Genomic DNA, 19,192 nt, shown 5'->3' on the forward strand with positions numbered 1-19,192 from the left:
AAGAAGGAGAGAATACTTGAATGGATTCATTTCAACTAAATTGTTGGTCAGAACATGGAGAACTGAAAGTAGTGATGCTTTGTGCACCTTCACTCGTAGATGTAACGGATTTAACAATAGCAGAGCAGGTTGGTTGGAGTGATACAGTCAACCATCAGAAGGCGATGGATAATTTCATGGCATTAAAGACAACATTCGAAAACGCAGGGGTACATGTACTTGATTATGCAAGAGAACTAGCCCACGATCAGCAGCTATTAAGTGAGCAGCTCCTCAATCGTTATTTTGTGCGTGACCTAGCCTGTGTCATTGGGAATCGGCTTTTACTTGGAAATGCTGGAACCTCACTTAGAAAACCAGAGTACCCTCTTGCACATTCACTATTAGAAAAATGGTTTCCACAACAATGGAAAGCTAATTTGCAGCCGCTTCATTCCTTCGAATGTGGAGATTTGTTAATTTTAAATAAAGATGCTGTACTTATTAATCTTGGAATGAGAACTTCGATAGAAGCTATCGAAAGCTTAAAGGAAGGCATTTTTCAAGAGGGGTTTTCTGAAATTGCCATAATTGATTTACCGAAAAGCAATGATACGCTGCATTTAGATATGAATTGTAATGTTGTAAATGCGAATCTGGTTGTTGCTAAAAGCTTTGTACGCCATTTTCCTATTCAGGTGTTAACAGCTCAAAGCAGTCGTTTTGATATGGTAGAGTCATTTTTAAAGCGTCATGGTTTGGATGTTTACTGGCTGAACTCGTATAAGACCATTCCAGACATCAACTTTATTAACCTGAATCCAGAAACACTGTTGATAAGCAAGCAGTCAACACAACAACAATTATTGGCGCATCCACTGCTGAAGAATAAAAACTTGCTTGAAGTTGATGTCACTGAGCTTGAAAAAGGCGGTGGTGGCATTCGATGTATGACATTGCCATTGGTAAGAACGTAACGAAGGGTTGAGAACAAATGACTTCAAAATCAGCTAAAGGAAGTATGGCCTGGTGGCAGCTTTCGCTTCTTGGTATCGGTTGTACTTTGGGCACTGGCTTTTTTCTTGGGACAAGTATGGCCATTCATAAAAGTGGGCCTGCGGTATTAATTCCTTTTTTATTAGCGGCCATTTGTACGTATATCGTGTATGATGCACTTGTTAAAATGTCTGTGGAAAATCCAGATAAAGGCTCTTTTCGTACCTATGCCAAGCAAGCCTTTGGACGCTGGGCAGGATTTAGCAATGGCTGGGTGTACTTGATTTCTGAGCTATTAATCATGGGAAGCCAGTTGATGGCGCTCGGCATTTTTACGAAATTTTGGTTTCCGGCACTGCCCCTGTGGATTGCTGCATCGATTTATGCTGCTATTGGTTTAGTCGTTATTCTCACAGGCATGAAGGGCTTTGAAAATTTCCAAAATATCTTCGGTGCCTTAAAGGCAGCTGCCATCATTATGTTCATTATTGTAGCAGTGGTCATCATCATGAAAGGTACACCATCTACTACAATGGCTTCACTTCAAGCTAATTATGAAGCATTTTTTTCACAAGGACTAAAAGGTATTTGGCTCGGATTACTTTATGCCTTTTATGCCTACGGAGGAATTGAAGTGATGGGTTTAATGGTCATCGATTTGAAAAATCCAAAAGAGGCGCCAAAAGCGGGGAGAATTATGCTGATCGTGATTACCGTTATTTTTATCATGGCCATCGCCCTTGCATTAGTACTCGTTTCGTGGAAAGACTTTTCGATTGATGAAAGTCCTTTTATTACAGCGCTTCAAGGACACCATATCCCTTTTGTGGCAGATATCTTTAATGGTGTGCTAATCATTGCTGGTTTTTCAACGATGGTGGCCTCGCTTTACGCGGTGATCACCATTCTCACTACACTTGCAGAGGATCATGATGCACCGGCAGTCCTTGCAAAGAAAGGAAAAATGAAAGTTCCTTTTCCAGCCTTTTTATTTTTAACGAGTGGGCTAGTAATTACGATTGTAATTGGTTTTTTGATGCCAGAAAAAATCTTCGAATATTTGATTACAGCGGCGGGTTTAATGTTGATCTATAATTGGCTTTTTATTTTAGTAACCTACTGGAAGCTCATGGAGTTAACTAAGTGGGGGCATGTAAAGAATGCTATGGGGATGTTGCTCATTGCTGTGACGGTATCTGGAACTTTAGGTGAAAAAACAAGCAGACTCGGTTTTTATGTGAGCCTGCTCTTTATAGTCTTAATCAGTGTGGCGACCTGGATTGTTGTGAAAAGGCAAAAAAACATTACGTAATGAACCGTTTTCCTGAGACATCCTTAAAAAAGGACATTTGGATGGACTATGGTTATCATCACTTAAGAAGTACTGCTTCCATTCATAACTATCTTCTTGCCCATACCATTTTAAATCTGGATGTCCTGGAACTGTGTCGTAGTCTGCAATCCGCTGACGAATGAGCTTTTTGATTTTTCGCCCAAAGGCTGTGGTGTCGTTTATATCATCGAATATCCAACGGGGTTGAATGGCCATTAATAAAGTGGAAAAATGACGACTCTTTCGCAATTTATGGGCTGGTGTTGCACAAGAGATAAAATAGGGTTCACCATGAAAGCAAAACTCCCATTCATGGTGAGTAGGCTCCATTGGTATTCCTTCAGGCCAATTCATCTCATCCAAATTGGTTAAATTATTTAATATGGACCAAAATAACTGCTGATAATCTGCTACCTCAAAGCTATCTTGCATATCGTGAGGGGTATGAAAGAACACAGTAAGAGTTGTATACTTCCCGAAAGTTCGTGATGCTTTCGTATAGTCCTTTAAGCATTGTGCTAACATTTTAATCGATTGCTCTTCCCGTGGATCCCCGACAAAACTATAGCGCAAATGGTTTGATAAAAAGCCCATTCTTGCTGGTATACACGGAAACGTATTTGCTTCATCCGCAATCGTGGCAGCAAAATCTGTATAGGCTGACCGTTGCCATAATGGAAGTGTATCAAACTGTTCTTCAATCCACTCCCGATCAAACACTACTTCCACTTGAGACTCCTCCTTCTACTCACCTTTATACTATTAAAGAAAAGACAAAGTGGTTACGAATCTGTGGTGCGTGACACTAAAGATTTTTAATGATTCAAGTCAAATTATGGCTAACCTTTTTGCGTGTAAGATGAATAATTCCATAAAGAAGAATAAGCAGTTTCGGTTTAGAAGTGATCACTCTGAGCAAGGAGATGAGCAATTTGAAGTAAAAGAGAGCGCTTCGAACCAAGAAAAGAGCGGCTTTGCATGAAAAGAGAGTGCTTCAAGCCAATAAAAGAGCGGCTTTGAATCAGAAGCGAGCACTTTAAACCAAAGAAAGAGCGGTAGCGATTGAAAAGTGATCACTTCGAGCAAAGGAAAGAGCGGTTTTGAACAAAAAATAATCACTTCGAGCAAAGAAAAGATCGGTTGTGAAAAAAATGATCACTTCAAACCAAAGCAAGAGCAATTTCAGTCAAAAAAGATCTCGCCTCCTGCTTCTCCAATAGTAGCGATCACCACACCCGAAAAGCAGCATGGTCTTAGCCGTTTTGCTGTAAAACCTTTTCCTCTAAAATGGTTAGAGCATGTTGGATGTCCTTTAGATCATCCTGTGTTGCGTGTTGAATAAGCTGTAAAAAGCGTTCTTCGATACAGGCAAATGCCTCCTCCATCATTTTTTCACCCTCTTTGGATAAACGGACATACTGCTTTCTGCGGTCGGCTGTGTCGTTAAATTTTTCGATTAGCTGCCGTTCCTGCAATTTCCGAAGTTCACGGCTTGTGTTGGGTAGGGACATATGCTGACATTCACTGATTTCCGTTGGTGTGACAGGTTGGCTTACTTTAATATATTCAAGAATTTTATATTGTAGCGGTGTGATATTCGCAGTGTTAACATTTTGTGTGAGATCATGTGTCACTTGATGGATTGTGGCTGTAAATGCTACAAACTGATGAAATAAAGCGCTTTTATTCAATGGGATCACCTCTTACTGTCAAGATAACAAATAACTTGTCCTAAAACAATTATCATTTGACAACTAAAATGAAATGAATTATTATTTTATTATCAAATGATAAGTAATGAGGAGGCGCACAATGAAAACGTTAATTGTTTATACATATCCCAACCATAAAAGTTTAAATTATGCTTTTTTACAAGAAGTGATAAAGGGGTGTCGAGAGAATCCTGCCATCGAGGAGATTCAGATACTAGATTTATATGAAGAAGAGTTCGATCCACGCTTAATTTTCCATGAACATAAACGACGTCGTGATATGTATCGGGATCCGAAAATGGAAAAATACCGCCAACAGCTCTCTTGGGCAGATCAAATTGTATTTGTTTATCCGATCTGGTGGGGGAGACCGCCAGCCATGCTGTTAGGATATATCGACCAATTATTTGCAGCAAATTTTGCTTATCGAGATACAAAGGGTTTATTTCCAGAGGGTCTTTTAAAAGGGAAGTCTGTAGTCTGTGTATCCACGATGAAGGGGCCAACCAATTATCCATTTTTATGGTTGAACAATGCACATAAAATTTTAATGAAAAGGGCGTTGTTTAAATTTGTTGGAATGAAAAAAGTGAAGTTTTTTGAGTTTGGTAATATGGAAAGTAAAAAGGGGAAGCAACAGCAGAAACTAAATAAAGTATATCGATACTTTAGTAAAGTAGCATACTAGAAAAAATAACTCATGCAGACGGGGTTAGTCGTTTGCATGAGTTGGCGTACTGTCGATGGGGACAGTAATCAAAAATCTTGTATATTCTGCTATTTTGCTTTCTACAGCAATGGTTCCATGATGCATCTCAATTATTTTTTTGACAATGGCTAGCCCTAATCCGCTACCGCCATTTCCAGCAGTTCGCGATTGATCGGCCTTATAAAACCTTTCGAAAATATGCTTTTGTTGTTCTTCGGTTAAGCCTATGCCAGTATCTTGAACCAGAACGGTTATCGTGTCGAACTGCTTTTTCATAGATAAAGAGATGGTTCCATTGGTAGGTGTAAACTTAATACTGTTTGTCAGCAAATTCATCCAGACTTGATTCATCAAATCCTCATCTGCAGTGATGCTCAGGTTATCAAGATCGAGATCAAAGTCAATCTGTTTGGCTAACCAATTCGGTTCTAGTGCCAGCACAACATTGCGTAATTGTTTATCGAGTCGATAAGTTATAGGCTCAAATGGATGGTGCTGCGATTCTAAGGAAGTTAGCTTGAGCAAATTGTCGCTAATTTTTGATAAACGATTACTTTCTAATTCAATTATAGCTAAATAATGCTGACGTTTTTCTTCAGGTAGGTTAATATTTTTCAAAGCCTTGGCAAAGCCATTAATAGATGTTAAAGGTGATTGAATTTCATGGGAGACATTGGAAATGAACTCCTGACGCATTCTTTCCAGTTCACCTAACTCAACAGCCATATGATTAATACCATGAATCAATTGCCCAAATTGATCCTCCTCATCTGCTCTCAAATCCAGCTGAACATCAAAATCACCTTTTGCCATGCGGCTTAATGCATCTACAATCGTATCCCAATAGTTACGTTGTCGATTTAGTCCGATTAAAAAGATAATGGCAGCTGAACAGGCAAAGAGTGCAAACACCCCAATCACTGTTGCTAGTTGTAGCCAAAATCCATGAGGCTCAGTTCCTAACCGTCCATAAAGCCATGAAGTTACATGATAGGAAATAAAAGCGAAAACGGTGTTTGCAATCAGAAACAGGCAAAAGACCATCGCTAATCTTAACAAGAATCTTCGTTTTCTCATGTGCCTAGTTCCAAGCGGTAACCAAGACCACGAATGGTGCGAATGACAAAGCCACTCGTCTCCTGTGGAAAGCGTTCTCGTATTCTTTTGATATGGACATCAACTGTTCGTTCATCTCCCTCATAGTCGTAGCCCCAGATTTCTTCGATCAACTGTTCACGGGAAAAGGTTTTGCCAACATAGCTTGCAAGTGTAAATAATAGCTCGAACTCCTTCAAACGAAGGAGAATCGTCTCGCCGTTCATTTCCACTTCATGTGTATGGCGATTTAATTTGACATGACCAGCCTCTACAACTTGAGAAAGGGAGATACGATATCTTTTTAAAATAGACTTAACACGTACGATTAGCTCGGCAGGCTCGAATGGCTTCACAAGATAATCATCTGTCCCTAAATGAAAGCCCTTGATTTTTTGAGAGGTTTCTCCTTTAGCTGTTAGCATAAGGATTGGTAGATCTGTATTGAATGAACGTATTTCCTCACATAATGCCCAGCCATCCATGTTGGGCATCATAATATCCATCACGACCATATCGACTTTCTCAGTGTCTAATTTAGACAGTGCATCGACACCATCGATAGCCTCTATTACTTCTAAGCCCTCGTTTTGCAGAAACACTTTTACCAATTCGCGAATATGTGCATCATCATCCACGACTAATAGTTTTGTCATCTCAACAAACCCCTTTATTCTACGTCTTTAATGCGTAATTGCTGTATGGCAAACTCACGATACATAGCATGTGTTTCAAAGAGTGTTTCGTGTGTACCACAGCCTGTAATATGCCCTTTCTCAATAAACAATATTTGATCGGCATCTACCACTGTCGATAAACGGTGCGCAATGACTAGTGTTGTGCGTCCTTGCATTAAGTTGTCTAATGCTTTTTGTACATAAATTTCTGAATTACTATCTAAGCTTGATGTTGCCTCATCCAGCATTAATATTTGCGGATTACGTAAGAGCGCTCTTGCGATAGAGATACGCTGACGTTGTCCTCCTGAAAGCTTGATGCCTCGTTCTCCAACTTCAGTATCGAACTTATCTGGAAGCTCGTTAATAAATTGATCTGCATAGGCCATTTTAGCCACTTTTTCTAGCTCATCATCTTGCACTTCACGGTCTATACCATAGCAAATGTTTTCTCGAATCGTACCTGAGAGCAGGGCACTTTCCTGCGCTACATAGCCGATTTGACTGCGCCAAGAGTGGAGTGAAAAAGTTTCGATTGGTGTATCTCCTAGTGTGATACTGCCGTTCGTTGGCTGATAATATCGTTCTAGCAGTGAAAATGTAGTTGTTTTACCGCCACCACTTGGTCCAACGATGGCTGTTACTTTGCCTGGCTCAATTGTGAAGTTAATATCGGATAAAATGGGCTCCTCACCATAAGAAAAATCAACATTTTTAAGATAAATGGGTTGATCTATTTTTTCTACTGTTAAGCCTTCTTCAATATGTTCTTCCTCGTATTCAAGCAATGCACTAATTCGTTCTGTAGCACCCATGGCTTTTTGGAGCTGGGTAAAGAACATCGTTAATTGCGTCATTGGCATAATGATTTGGATTAAATATAAAATAAATGCCACCATATCGCCAGCCGTCAGCTCTCCAGAGGAAACACGGACACCACCATAGCCAATAATAGCTACAAGCACAGACATCAGAACGAATGAAATCAGCGGGGAAATCAGTGCATGAATTTTTGCTTCTTTTAAGCCAAATGTAAAGAGATTCGTAATGCCCTTTTTTCCACGCTCATATTCAATTTGCTCAGCATTTGAAGCCTTGACTAGGCGCGTTTCAGGTAAAACTTGATTTAATACAGACGTAAATTTTGCTGTTTCATCTTGCATCCCTTTTGAAATCACAAACATGCGTCGCCCTAACAACATTAAGATCACCATAGCCAGTGGTACGGCAATCAGCATGACTAATGTCATTTTCCAATCTAAAAATAGAAGAATGATGATAGAACCTATAATGGAAATAACGCCAGATAAACAGTTTGCTAAATGCTCTGTTATAAGCTCTTTCACAACCCCTGTGTCATTCGTAACACGGCTCAATGTTTCGCCTGTATCATGTTCATCATAATAGGGGATTGGTAAATGCAACAGCTTTCGCCATAGCTGGTCACGTAATTTTGCCACAACATGATGTCCAACTCGATTTAAATAATAGATGGATAAGCCACTGGCAATAGCCTGTGCGATAAAGGCAATACCTAGTACAATAATTTGCCAATAATTAAGCGATTCTAACGAAAAGCCATCCACTAATTGTTTTGTAAATAATGGAACAATAAACCCTACACCTGTCGTTGCTAAACTCATCACTAAAGCGATGACAAGTAGCCATATCGGTGGTTCGGCACGTTTTACTAACTGTATAAAACGGCGCCAATCTTTTTGTTTAGACATATCATTTGATGTTTCTTGCAAAGAAATAAGCCTCCTTCATTGTCTGAAAACAATGTATTTCGTTTCTATGGCTTTACTATAGCATGCGTTTATGAACTGAATATGAAATGAATGGTCATCAAAAAAGGTGATGCGATCACCACCTTTTGATACTAGTCTGCAAATTCATCGTGGTATAAAGACTTACCAAGCAAGCGATAGATTCTTAAGGCTAGCTGGATTTGTAACAGCTCCTCATAGCTTTTTAAATCGGTTTTTAAAATTTCTTTAATCTTTTCAATCCGATAAATTAACGTATTGCGATGGATAAACATTTCCTTGGCTGTTTCACTTATATTCATATGATTGATAAAGTAATTTTCTAATGTAAGTAGATAGCTTGTCCCATGTAATAGATCATGCTCAAAGACAGAACCCAAGCTTTCTAAGAAAAAGTCCTTTAGCTGCACTTCATTAATATTCGAATCTAAAAAATGATAAATGGAGTGATCCGCATAATGAGCCACTGCTCCACGCTCTTCGAAGCGGTGCATAAGACGGAGAGCTTCATGTGCCTCTGCAAAGCTTTTATGGACAAAACGTATATGTTTATATTCTTTGCCAATTCCCATTAAGAAAGAGCTTTGCGTATGTTGCTGTACTAATAATTGGAGAATGTTTTCTGCGTATTGCTTTGTTTCATTGATCGTGAAATCTTGTTTGCTGTCTTGCTGTCCAACTAATATAATGATTTGATTGTTGCGATAAAGGCATGTAATTTCCCCATTAATTGTGCTAGAGTGCTCATAAATTAAATTCATACATTTTTTTGCAATATTATCGGTTTCGTATTTTCTAGAAATTAAATCATGCTGGTTTTGCAAATTTTCATGGCTAATAGAGATGACGATGCAATAATATTTATGGTTGATCTTTAAGCCGTGGAGATCGCATAGTGTTTGTAGCGTTTCAAGCGAAGTGATTTTTCCAGTCAATAAATCATCAAAAAACTCTTGTTTAATCTTTAGACGTACACCCTCAATTTCCTTCTGTTTTATCCTTTCTAGTGCCACAATCGTGGAGGCTTGCTCTAAAACGATGAAATCAAACTCATTCAGATCCCGTACAGTTTGCCAAATGACAATATAGCCATAAATATAGTTGGCTACTGCAACAGGAAGAATTCTACATTTTACGGCTAGATCTTCTAATTGATAGATTCGTGTAATGGATTTTTGCATTTCATTGAGATCATTCGGAATGGTATTTATAAAATCCTTTGAAAATGTTGGACGATTCTTCTTTAAATTAATGCCATAGGCAAGGGGCACAGGATTCGTATCAAGATCTGTATAATGCAGTAAATTCCAGTCATTATCTAAAAAAATAATCGGGTTATTAATTGTTTCAGCTAACTTAGAGGAAATAGATTCGATGCCTCCTCCTTCAAGCGCCACCTTAAATAGCGTATTGTGCATGTCCAAAGATTTTCTATTTAATAGATCATAACGGCCAGATGCCTTTTCATTGATAATCGAGATGACCTTGGAAAGGGTGTAATTATAAGGTAACTCTAATAACGGCAATCCATGCTGATTGGCAATATCGATCATGTTTTGAGGCGTCTTTTGTAAATAGCGTCTCATTTTAATAACAAGGCCTGCACAATTGATTTTAGAGATTTCTTGGATAATTTTATTTTGTAAGGCTTCGTCATCTTGGAAGATGTAACCAGTCGTTAACAGTAATTCATTCGGTGTCAGCCAATCAAATGCATCGGGATTTTCGATAATATTCACAAGTGCAATTTCATTGTGAATTCCTTGCTCTCCAGCAACAATTTTAATTCCTTCAAGTGCCTTTATCTCTAATATATCTTTAATTGTTAGCAAATGATTTCACTCCTTCGCCATAATCTTATCACAAAACATTGTACATATTGCCTAAATGATCTTCATTCTTTTTGGTTTTGCTAAACAATGATATCTACGGCATAAGAGAATAAAATAAAGCTTGTAAGACGGAAATGTGAAAGTAGTAACATTCTCGCGGTTTATTTCTTTTTAGTTGAAATGAACAATAGGTCAGAGAAATGGAGGAATGAAATTGGTAGATATGAATGTGGTCTCAGAATTTTTAACTGCAGCTGAAGCAGGTGATAATAACGCTCTGAAAGGTTATTTACAACAAGGTGTGGATATTAATTCTCAAAATAAGCGCAAACGTACAGCAATTTTACTTGCTGCGATGAATGATCAATTAGAAACAGTAAAATTTTTAATTCAGGAAGGGGCAGATATTGACCTTCAAGATCAAATTTGTTTAAACCCATTTTTGTATGGATGTATAAATGGAAAGTTAGAGCTTGTGAAAATAATGCTACAAGCAAACACAGATTTAGAGCGTTTAACACGCTTTGGCGGTGTAGGGATTCATCCAGCAAGTGAGAAGGGCTTTGTTGAGGTAGTTCGTGAACTTGTAACGACTACAGACATCAATGTCAACCATACAAATATTTGTGGATGGACACCATTGATTGAAGCCATTCTCCTCAATGATGGGGGAGAAAAGCAACAAGAAATAGTTCGTCTATTAGTAGAACATGGAGCAGATACACAATTAGTGGATCAATATGGTGTGACACCATTAACAATGGCTAAAGAAAAAGGATTTACTGAAATTGAAAAAATTCTACTAGAAGCAGGAGCGAAATAGTAGTACTCCTACGACATAAAGAGGTGTACATATGATACATGCCAAATTAGGTGATGATTATTTCCTGCAGCGAATAGTGGCGACGTTTACGGGAACGGTTCATAGCGTGTTTAAACATGCCTTAAATATACGGAGTGATGGTAATGATGAAATTTTTACACTTGCTACGAAGGCAATGGATCGGGCACCCAATACACTTGTCATTGATCTTGATACATTGGATCACCTGGGCATTCAGCAACATGACAGGGTATCGGTTCGCCATAATCAACTATTAATAGAAGAAAAATTAATAATAGCGATCCCAACCGCCTCTCGTTGGCAATGTCAGCTACCTATTTATCCAGCAAATTGTACACGCTTAAAAATGAATATGATCCGTGTAAAACAATTCATTGATTTACATGGGAAAGGCGGCGGCATAAAACGTAATGATTCTCCCGTCAGTGAATTTGAAGCTGAGACATCGAGATTATTACAGCAGCGTACAACTTTACTTTATGAGGAAATATTGAATCAACGTTTGGATCGTTTTCAGGCATATGCTGCTGATTTAGTAGGCTTGGGGCCAGGGCTAACACCATCAGGGGATGATTTTTTAGTAGGCTTATTTGCTATCATTCACTTACAAAATAGCCCGTGTTCTATGTATAAACCTTTGTGTGAAAGCGTCATCAAAGTGATTCAGCCTTTGACCAATGAGATTAGCTTTACAACATTGAAGAAGGCAGCATATGGACAAGTAAGGGAGTCCATCTGTTCATTCATACATGCCATTTTATATGGCACAGAAGTGGAATCCATTGAGGCTCTGAGAAAGGTGCTTGCTATTGGCTCCTCCTCAGGAACAGATATTGCCTTAGGGCTGATAAGTGGCTTAGAAGCCAATATAAAATTAGGAGGATAATGATGAGTATTAAAGTCGTAATTAAGCGCAACACATATTTTGATTCAGTGTCATTGATGTCACTATCTACAAAAGCGAATCAAATTGAAGGCGTCGAGCAAGCAATTATTGGTATGGGTACGGAGATGAACAAAGGAGTCATTCGTAACGTTGGTTTGATGACGCCAGAAGTGGAGGAAGCAACAGCAGGGGACTTAATGATTATTGTTAAAACTGCTAATGCGGATCAAACAGAAAGCGCTTACCTAGCAGTGGAAGAATTACTAACAAATAAAGATAAAGCACAAGCAAAAAGTGATATTAAATATGCAACGATTGATTCGGCTGCACAAGGAATTCCTGATGCAAACTTTGCGGTCATTTCTGTCAATGGGGCATTTGCCGTTCGCGAAGCACGCAAAGCACTTGAAAATGATCTACACGTGATGCTGTTCAGTGATAATGTGAGCGTTGAAGACGAAGTAGAATTAAAAACTTTAGCACATGAAAAAGGCTTATTAATGATGGGACCAGACTGTGGTACCGCTATTATTGGTAATACAGGACTTTGCTTTGCAAACGCTGTAAGAAAAGGCAATATCGGTATCGTAGCGGCATCTGGTACAGGTAGCCAAGAAGTAAGTGTTCGCATTCATGACTTCGGTGGTGGTATCACACAACTGATCGGTACTGGCGGAAGAGATTTAAGTAAAGAAGTGGGCGGTATGATGATGCTTGATGGTATCAAAGCACTAGATGCCGATGAAGCGACTAAAGTGATTGTACTTGTATCGAAGCCACCTGAAGCAAGTGTTGAGAAAAAAGTACTCGCACAAATTAAAGAATGCAGCAAACCGGTAGTGGTTTATTTTATAGGTGGTAATGAAGAGGCTGTAGTGGCAGCTGGTGGACAATTTGCTAAAACATCGAAAGAAGCAGCCTTAAAGGCAGTCTTACTAGCAGGTATTGATGAAGCTGGTATTAACAAACGTGCGCTTAACATTCCATTAGTTGAAGAGGTTCGTGCAAAATTAGCGCCAGAGCAAAAATACATTCGTGGGTTATTCTGTGGCGGTACGCTTTGTGATGAATCTATGTATCTAGCTATGGAAAAATTAGATAATATTTACAGTAACATCCAAAAGAATCCTGATTTCTTATTGAAAGATATCAATGTGAGTCAGGAACATACATTCATTGACTTCGGTGATGATGATTTTACAAATGGTAAACCACATCCAATGATCGATCCGTCTTCTCGCATTGAGCGCTTCTTACAAGAAGCAAAAGATCCGACAGTTGGTGTCATTGTGATGGACTTCGTATTAGGCTTTGGCTCTCACGAAGACCCAGTGGGTGTTATGCTTCCAGCCATCATTGAAGCTAAACAATTTGCTGAAAAAGAAGGTAGACATTTAGAGATCATTGGGTATGTCCTTGGAACAGACTTAGATACGCCAAACATAGATGAGCAAGTGGAAAAATTAGTCGATGCAGGTGTTACACATGCAAGCAGTAGTACAAATGCAGGATTACTTGCTAGAGAAATGGTGTTGAAAGGAGAAAATCATGAGTAAGATTAATGAACTTTTCACAAGTAAAATTAACGTAATTAACGTAGGTATTGAACTTTTTAAGGATGATATATTAGCACAAAATGCAAGTGCTACACACCTAGAGTGGTCACCACCGGGTGGAGGTAAGCCAGAAATTATTGCAGCACTAAACAAAATCGATAAAGCAGAACTTGCTGAAAAAATCGAAGCAGCAAATCGTCTTGCAGTGGAAAAAATTGTGAACTCTCAACCAGTGCTGATTGGTTTCGATCAAGCCATCAATGTTGTACCCGGCATGACGAAAAAAACAATTTTACACGCAGGACCACCCATTACTTGGGAAGATATGAATGGCCCAATGAAGGGCGCTGTGATGGGTGCTCTTGTATTCGAAGGATTAGCGAAAGATTTAGAAGAAGCAGCAGAGGTAGCGGCGTCTGGAGATATTACATTCTCACCTTGCCATGAGCATAATGCAGTTGGTTCAATGGCTGGGGTAACATCTGCTTCGATGTTTATGCACATCGTTGAAAATAAAACGTATGGCAATATCGCCTATACAAATTTAAGTGAGCAAATGGCAAAAATCTTGCGTATGGGTGCCAACGATGACAGCGTTGTCGAGCGATTAATATGGATGCGTGATGTGTTAGGACCAATTTTACGTGATGCAATGAAATTAAATAAAGACGGCATCGATCTACGATTAATGCTTGCACAAGCGCTCCACATGGGTGACGAATGTCATAACCGTAATAATGCAGGTACAAGCTTATTAATTCAAGCATTGACACCATATATCTTAGAAACAGATTATCCTGTTGAACAGAAGCGAGCAGTATTTGATTTCGTGGCAAGTAGTGATTATTTCTCAGGTCCTACATGGATGGCATGCTGTAAATGTGCATTAGATGCTGCACATGGAATCGAATATAGTACTGTCGTGACAACAATGGCACGTAACGGTGTAGAATTTGGTGTTCGTATTAGTGGCATGCCAGGTAATACATGGTTTACTGGCCCAGCACAAAAAGTAATCGGACCGATGTTTGCTGGCTACAAACCAGAGGATTCAGGTCTTGATATAGGGGATAGTGCTATTACAGAAACTTACGGTATTGGTGGTTTCGCAATGGCTACTGCACCAGCAATCGTTGCTTTAGTAGGTGGAACAGTGGATGAAGCAATTGGTTATTCTCGTAAAATGAAAGAAATTACGACGACAGAAAACCAAAATATTACCATTCCATTATTAAACTTCATGGGAATTCCTACTGGTATTGATATTCGCAAAGTCATCCAATCAGGTATTCTTCCAATTATTAATACAGCTATCGCACATAAAGAGGCTGGAATCGGTATGATTGGTGCTGGTATTACAAATCCTCCAATGGAAGCTTTTGAAAAAGCATTAATTACAATTAGTGAGAAGTGGGCTTAAACCCACTTCCTATAAGTAGGAGGAGCTTTCTATGGAACACGCAAAAATTGACCAGTCCAATCAAGATTATAGAGCACTTGGCTATTCGGAAGAACTTTTACCAAAAGGGCCTCAGGAAAGAGACTGGGGAATCTTTAACTACATTACCGTGTGGATGGGCGCAGTTCACAATATTATGTCTTATATGACGGTTGCAGGGTTTTTTGTCTTAGGATTATCAGTTAATCAAGTTTTCTTAGCCATTATGCTTTCAGCAGCAATCGTCTCAGCAGGCTATTGCTTAAATGGATATTCCGCCTCTAAATATGGCATTCCGTTTGCCATATTACTAAGAGATTCATTTGGAGTAAAAGGCTCTATTATTCCGGCGTTATGTCGAGGGTTGATTGCTGGGGTTGTATTCTTTGGTACGACGACCGTTGTGGGCGCTCAATCCCTTAATGTATTATTTGCAAGATTCATTCCGAACTATATGTCTATTGGTGGAGACTTCACTATTTTTGGCTTAGATGTTCCGACTATGATTTCTTATATTATTTTATGGGTAATTACAGTTTTACTTTTTTTAGGTGGCATGGATATGCTAACAGTCTTCGGTAAATACTCATCACCAATTGTTTATATTTTCATTATTGGCGCAGCGATTTGGGCAATTAATATTGCTGGAGGAATTGGACCAATTTTAGAATATAAGCCTTCTACAACGATGGAAAGTCCATTGGTTTTTATTGCATGTGTTAGCGCATTGGTGTCTAACTGGGCTGGTCCAATTGTAAATATTGCAGATTTTACGCATAGAGCTAAATCGCCAAAAGCAATGATCTATGGCTTATCCATCGGTATGATCGGCTCGTATCTATTATTTGCGATTACTTGTATTAGTTTAATAGCAGGGACAGAAATTGCTTTTGGGCAACCAATTTTTAATATTGTAGATGCTATTGATAAAATTCAAAATCCCTTTTCAGTGATTGTATTAATTTTAGCGTTAAATGTAGGCGCAACAGCTTTTGTAGTTTTTGGTAATTTATTACCATCTGGATTACAAATGACAACTTTATTCCCTAAAGTATTTACGGTCAAAACAGCAGGTATTTTAACAGCGATTATTGGCACAGTCATTTTGCCTTGGAAACTAGTATCGAGTACAGAAACGTTATTTTTCTTTTATAGTTTTATAGGCTCTATGTTTGGACCGATTGCAGGTATTATGTTGTCTAGCTTCTTTATCGAGCGTAAAAGACGTTTAGATTTATCTATGATTTATGTGGAAGAAGGTCATAATGGAGCTTATAAATCTGGCTATAACATCGTAGCATGTATCGTTCTATTAATAAGCTTCCTCTTACCAATGTCAGGTGCTTTCCTGAAAAGTGTGCCGTTTTTAGTACAGCTAAATAACTTTGCTTTCTTTAGCGGACTGATCGTGTCATTCATTTTATATACGCTGTTATATAAATTTAATCAGCAAAATGTTCAAAATAGTGTAGAAAAAGAAGTAGGGGTGTAGTTGTGAATAAATTAGTAATTGTAGCAATCGGCGGTAACTCGTTGGTAAAGGATAGTGGAAGTGAATCTATTCAAAGTCAGCAAGAGGCAGTTGCTCAAACTGTCGAGCATATCGCGGATATGATTCAGGAAGGTTATAAAGTGGTTGTCACACACGGCAATGGTCCACAAGTTGGTTTCACTTTACAACGAAGTGAAATTGCTAATGAAGTATCAGGCATGCCAGCAATTCCGTTAGTAAACTGTGTGGCTGACACACAAGGTGGAATTGGCTATTTAATTCAACAAGCATTAATTAACGAACTGACTAAACGTCAAATTAATAAAAAGGTAGTCAGTGTGATTACACAAGTTGAAATCAATGAACATGATCCCAACTTTATTAACCCTACAAAGCCAGTTGGTTCATTCTTTACAAAGGAGCAAGCGGAGGCGATGCTAGTAGAGCATCCAGATTGGAAAATGGTAGAGGATTCTGGCCGTGGCTACCGTCGCGTTGTGCCTTCACCAAAACCAATCGATATCGTGGAAAAAGAGGCGATTAAATCATTAATTGATAATGATTATGTCGTGATCGCTGTAGGCGGTGGTGGAATTCCAGTTGTGAAAAAAGAAAACAATGTCTATGAGGGTGTAGATGCAGTCATTGACAAAGACTTTGCAACAAGTCTATTAGCGGCACAAGTAAATGCGGATTCATTAATTATTACAACGGGTGTTCCGCGTGTGTTTATTAACTTTGGAAAACCTGAACAACAAGCACTTGAAGAAATTACTGTTGAGGAAACAAAGCAGCATGTTCAAGATAATCAGTTCCCGCCAGGAAGTATGCTACCAAAAATCGAAGCAAGCTTAAGCTTCTTAGAAAATGGTGGTCATCGAGTAATTATTACAAACCCTGAAAGTCTGAAAGAAGCGATCAATAATCAGGCTGGTACTCATATTATTAACTAGGAGGAATCACGGTATGGATTATATTCAACTAGCTGTTGACAAAACAAAAGAAGGCATCGATCAAAATATTGGTGGACCATTTGGTGCAACCATTGTAAGAGGTGATGAAATCATCGCTGTTGTTGGCAATACAATGATGCGTGATACAGACATCACTGCACATGCAGAAATAGTAGCCATTCGTGAAGCCTCTAAAAAGCTTGGCACAATGGATTTATCCGATTGTGTCATCTACGCTACTTGCGAACCATGTCCAATGTGTGTGGGCGCTATTATTTGGTCGGGTATTAAAGAAGTTCATTATTGTAATACAGCAGAAGATGCTCATGTACATGGCTTCTCTGATATGCATCTACGTGATTACTTAACGGGTAAAGATAAAAGTGTCCTGAGCATGCAAAAAATTGAAACGACTGAAGAATGTGATGCTTTGTTCCATCATTTCAATGACAAAATGGCTAATAGTAAATAGATTAGAGCAGTCATATACTGCTTAAGTCTTTCCAGTGAATTAGAGTAGGGATCTCGTTATGGAGAATCCCTTTTCTAATTTTCAACCAAAAAGGTGTAAAATAGATACTATACAAGCGTACATTTGGTCTGATTTTCATCTTCGTAATTCTTCAAAAGGAGCTGTTTACATGATCTATAAAGAACGTTATCAACAATTACTAGATAAAATGAATCAATATAATTCAGGCGAAAAAGGGATTACGAGAGTTGCCTATACGAATGAAGAACAGGCTTGTTTACATGCCTTTATTCGTTTATGTAAAGATGAAAATCTTCAAATTCATATTGACCATTGTGGAAATCTTATTGCTCGAAGAGAAGGCAGTGTGCCAGGATTGCAGCCTGTTGTCATGGGATCTCATTTAGATACTGTCTATCAAGGCGGTAAATATGATGGCGTTGTAGGGGTAACCGCTGCCCTTGAGGTCATCAAGCGATTAAACGAGCGATCTATTGTGACAGAGCATCCAATTGAAATTATCGCCTTTGCCTGTGAGGAGTCTTCAAGATTTGGTGTGTCAACAGTAGGCAGTAAAGCAATGGCAGGATTAATTGATAAAGAAAAGTATCGCCATTTAGTCGATCGAGATGGTATTACGATGGAGCAGGCTTTTGCTCATTGTGGACTTGATTTTAGTAGTGTTGATCAAGCGACAAGAGTAGAGGAAGGATTCCATGCCTTTTTCGAATTGCATATTGAACAGGGACCACTGCTAATTAACTATGAAAAGAAAATTGGTATTGTCACAGGGGTAGCAGCGCCAGTTCGCTTATTAATGAAGTTAAATGGAAAAGCGTCCCATTCAGGCACGACTCCAATGAATATGAGAAAGGACGCTCTTTTAGGAGCATCCGAATTGGCATTAGAATTAGAAAAAGCGGCGATAGCAGAGCAGGAGTTTGGCACTGTGGCAACTGTTGGAATACTAGAGGTTGTGGCAGGCTCGATGAACGTAGTTCCAGGTGAAGTGGAGTTAACTGTAGATATCCGATCATCCTCTGTGGAATCGAGAGAACGTGTGCTTCAGCATTTTTATACGGTTATTGCAAACGTTCAAAAAAAGAGGCAGCTTGCGATTGAATACAATGTCATTAGCTCAGAGGATCCTGTCCTGCTTTCTCCAAAGCTAATGCAAGATTTAGAAACAATTTGTGTAGAGAAGAAACTATCCTATCAATATATGCAAAGTGGAGCAGGTCACGATTCTATGAATATGACAAGGCTCGGACCAGTTGGCCTTATTTTTATTCCTTCAGTGGATGGTTTAAGTCACCATCCAGATGAACATACGGAGCTTGAAGATATATTAATAGGAATCGATGTTTTAGAGGCAGTTGTGCTAAGATATGCTTCAGTCAGCTAATTAGCAATCATCAGTTGAAGACGCTACATGTATGGCCAGTGTCA

17 protein-coding genes are annotated in these 19,192 nt (G+C 38.9%); 11 read left to right on the forward strand and 6 right to left on the reverse strand.

All coding sequences use genetic code 11. The features are described from left to right. Positions 1-20: 20 nt before the first annotated feature. The gene (locus tag B3D98_RS14000) at positions 21-956 is read left to right on the forward strand and encodes an arginine deiminase family protein (protein WP_288583695.1); all 936 of its coding nucleotides are present in this window, start codon (positions 21-23) and stop codon (positions 954-956) included. A gap of 17 nt (positions 957-973) precedes the next feature. Next, positions 974-2,287 carry an amino acid permease gene (locus B3D98_RS14005; protein WP_288583697.1) on the forward strand — a complete coding sequence of 438 codons (1,314 nt, stop codon included), beginning with the start codon at positions 974-976 and terminating at the stop codon, positions 2,285-2,287. Here the strand turns inward: B3D98_RS14005 and B3D98_RS14010 are convergent. After that, positions 2,234-3,037 (reverse strand): YqcI/YcgG family protein, encoded by an 804-nt coding sequence (locus B3D98_RS14010; protein ID WP_016994316.1) that lies wholly within the window; start codon positions 3,035-3,037, stop codon positions 2,234-2,236. The genes B3D98_RS14005 and B3D98_RS14010 overlap by 54 nt on opposite strands. Positions 3,038-3,561: 524 nt before the next feature. Continuing rightward, positions 3,562-3,999, reverse strand: a complete 438-nt coding sequence (locus B3D98_RS14015; protein ID WP_016994314.1) for a MarR family winged helix-turn-helix transcriptional regulator — start codon at positions 3,997-3,999, stop codon at positions 3,562-3,564. Positions 4,000-4,120: 121 nt separating this feature from the next. Here B3D98_RS14015 and B3D98_RS14020 point away from each other — a divergent pair, with 121 nt between their 5' ends. Beyond that, positions 4,121-4,708, forward strand: coding sequence for an NAD(P)H-dependent oxidoreductase (locus tag B3D98_RS14020; protein ID WP_004232802.1), 588 nt, complete (start codon positions 4,121-4,123; stop codon positions 4,706-4,708). Between the two features lie 24 nt (positions 4,709-4,732). Here the strand turns inward: B3D98_RS14020 and B3D98_RS14025 are convergent, their stop codons facing one another. The 4 genes from B3D98_RS14025 to B3D98_RS14040 all read right to left on the reverse strand — a co-directional run bounded on the left by B3D98_RS14025 (position 4,733) and on the right by B3D98_RS14040 (position 10,102). Next, the gene (locus B3D98_RS14025; RefSeq protein ID WP_281216716.1) at positions 4,733-5,806 is read right to left on the reverse strand and encodes a sensor histidine kinase; all 1,074 of its coding nucleotides are present in this window, start codon (positions 5,804-5,806) and stop codon (positions 4,733-4,735) included. Continuing rightward, positions 5,803-6,480, reverse strand: a complete 678-nt coding sequence (locus B3D98_RS14030; RefSeq protein WP_103117749.1) for a response regulator transcription factor — start codon at positions 6,478-6,480, stop codon at positions 5,803-5,805. Before B3D98_RS14030 ends, B3D98_RS14025 begins: the two co-directional genes overlap by 4 nt. Before the next feature lie 14 nt (positions 6,481-6,494). Further along, complete coding sequence (locus B3D98_RS14035; RefSeq protein ID WP_288583702.1) at positions 6,495-8,252, reverse strand: ABC transporter ATP-binding protein; 1,758 nt, start codon at positions 8,250-8,252, stop codon at positions 6,495-6,497. A 131-nt stretch (positions 8,253-8,383) separates the two neighbouring features. Then, positions 8,384-10,102 carry a PucR family transcriptional regulator gene (locus tag B3D98_RS14040; protein ID WP_054550754.1) on the reverse strand — a complete coding sequence of 573 codons (1,719 nt, stop codon included), beginning with the start codon at positions 10,100-10,102 and terminating at the stop codon, positions 8,384-8,386. 214 nt (positions 10,103-10,316) lie between these two features. Between B3D98_RS14040 and B3D98_RS14045 the strand changes: the two genes are divergently transcribed. From B3D98_RS14045 to B3D98_RS14080, 8 genes are all read left to right on the forward strand, one after another. After that, positions 10,317-10,925, forward strand: a complete 609-nt coding sequence (locus B3D98_RS14045) for an ankyrin repeat domain-containing protein (protein ID WP_081011059.1) — start codon at positions 10,317-10,319, stop codon at positions 10,923-10,925. Between the two features lie 31 nt (positions 10,926-10,956). After that, on the forward strand, positions 10,957-11,832 hold the full coding sequence (locus B3D98_RS14050; protein WP_288583706.1) for a DUF2877 domain-containing protein: 876 nt from the start codon (positions 10,957-10,959) through the stop codon (positions 11,830-11,832). A gap of 2 nt (positions 11,833-11,834) precedes the next feature. Further along, entirely contained in the window at positions 11,835-13,388 is a 1,554-nt protein-coding gene (gene fdrA / locus B3D98_RS14055; RefSeq protein ID WP_066037660.1) for an acyl-CoA synthetase FdrA, read from the forward strand. After that, the gene (locus B3D98_RS14060; protein WP_048389952.1) at positions 13,381-14,808 is read left to right on the forward strand and encodes a DUF1116 domain-containing protein; all 1,428 of its coding nucleotides are present in this window, start codon (positions 13,381-13,383) and stop codon (positions 14,806-14,808) included. The genes fdrA and B3D98_RS14060 overlap by 8 nt, the downstream gene beginning before the upstream one ends. 31 nt (positions 14,809-14,839) lie before the next feature. After that, positions 14,840-16,318, forward strand: coding sequence for a cytosine permease (locus tag B3D98_RS14065; RefSeq protein WP_288583708.1), 1,479 nt, complete (start codon positions 14,840-14,842; stop codon positions 16,316-16,318). Between the two features lie 2 nt (positions 16,319-16,320). Next, positions 16,321-17,271, forward strand: a complete 951-nt coding sequence (arcC, locus tag B3D98_RS14070; RefSeq protein WP_048389956.1) for a carbamate kinase — start codon at positions 16,321-16,323, stop codon at positions 17,269-17,271. Positions 17,272-17,284: 13 nt separating this feature from the next. Beyond that, complete coding sequence (locus B3D98_RS14075) at positions 17,285-17,743, forward strand: nucleoside deaminase (protein WP_048389958.1); 459 nt, start codon at positions 17,285-17,287, stop codon at positions 17,741-17,743. Positions 17,744-17,912: 169 nt separating this feature from the next. Then, positions 17,913-19,148: a Zn-dependent hydrolase gene (locus B3D98_RS14080; protein ID WP_288583711.1), complete on the forward strand. Its 1,236-nt coding sequence runs from the start codon at positions 17,913-17,915 to the stop codon at positions 19,146-19,148. Positions 19,149-19,192: the final 44 nt, after the last annotated feature.

Origin of the sequence: Lysinibacillus sp. UBA5994 (assembly GCF_002429725.1) — a bacterium.
GTDB lineage: Bacteria > Bacillota > Bacilli > Bacillales_A > Planococcaceae > Lysinibacillus > Lysinibacillus capsici.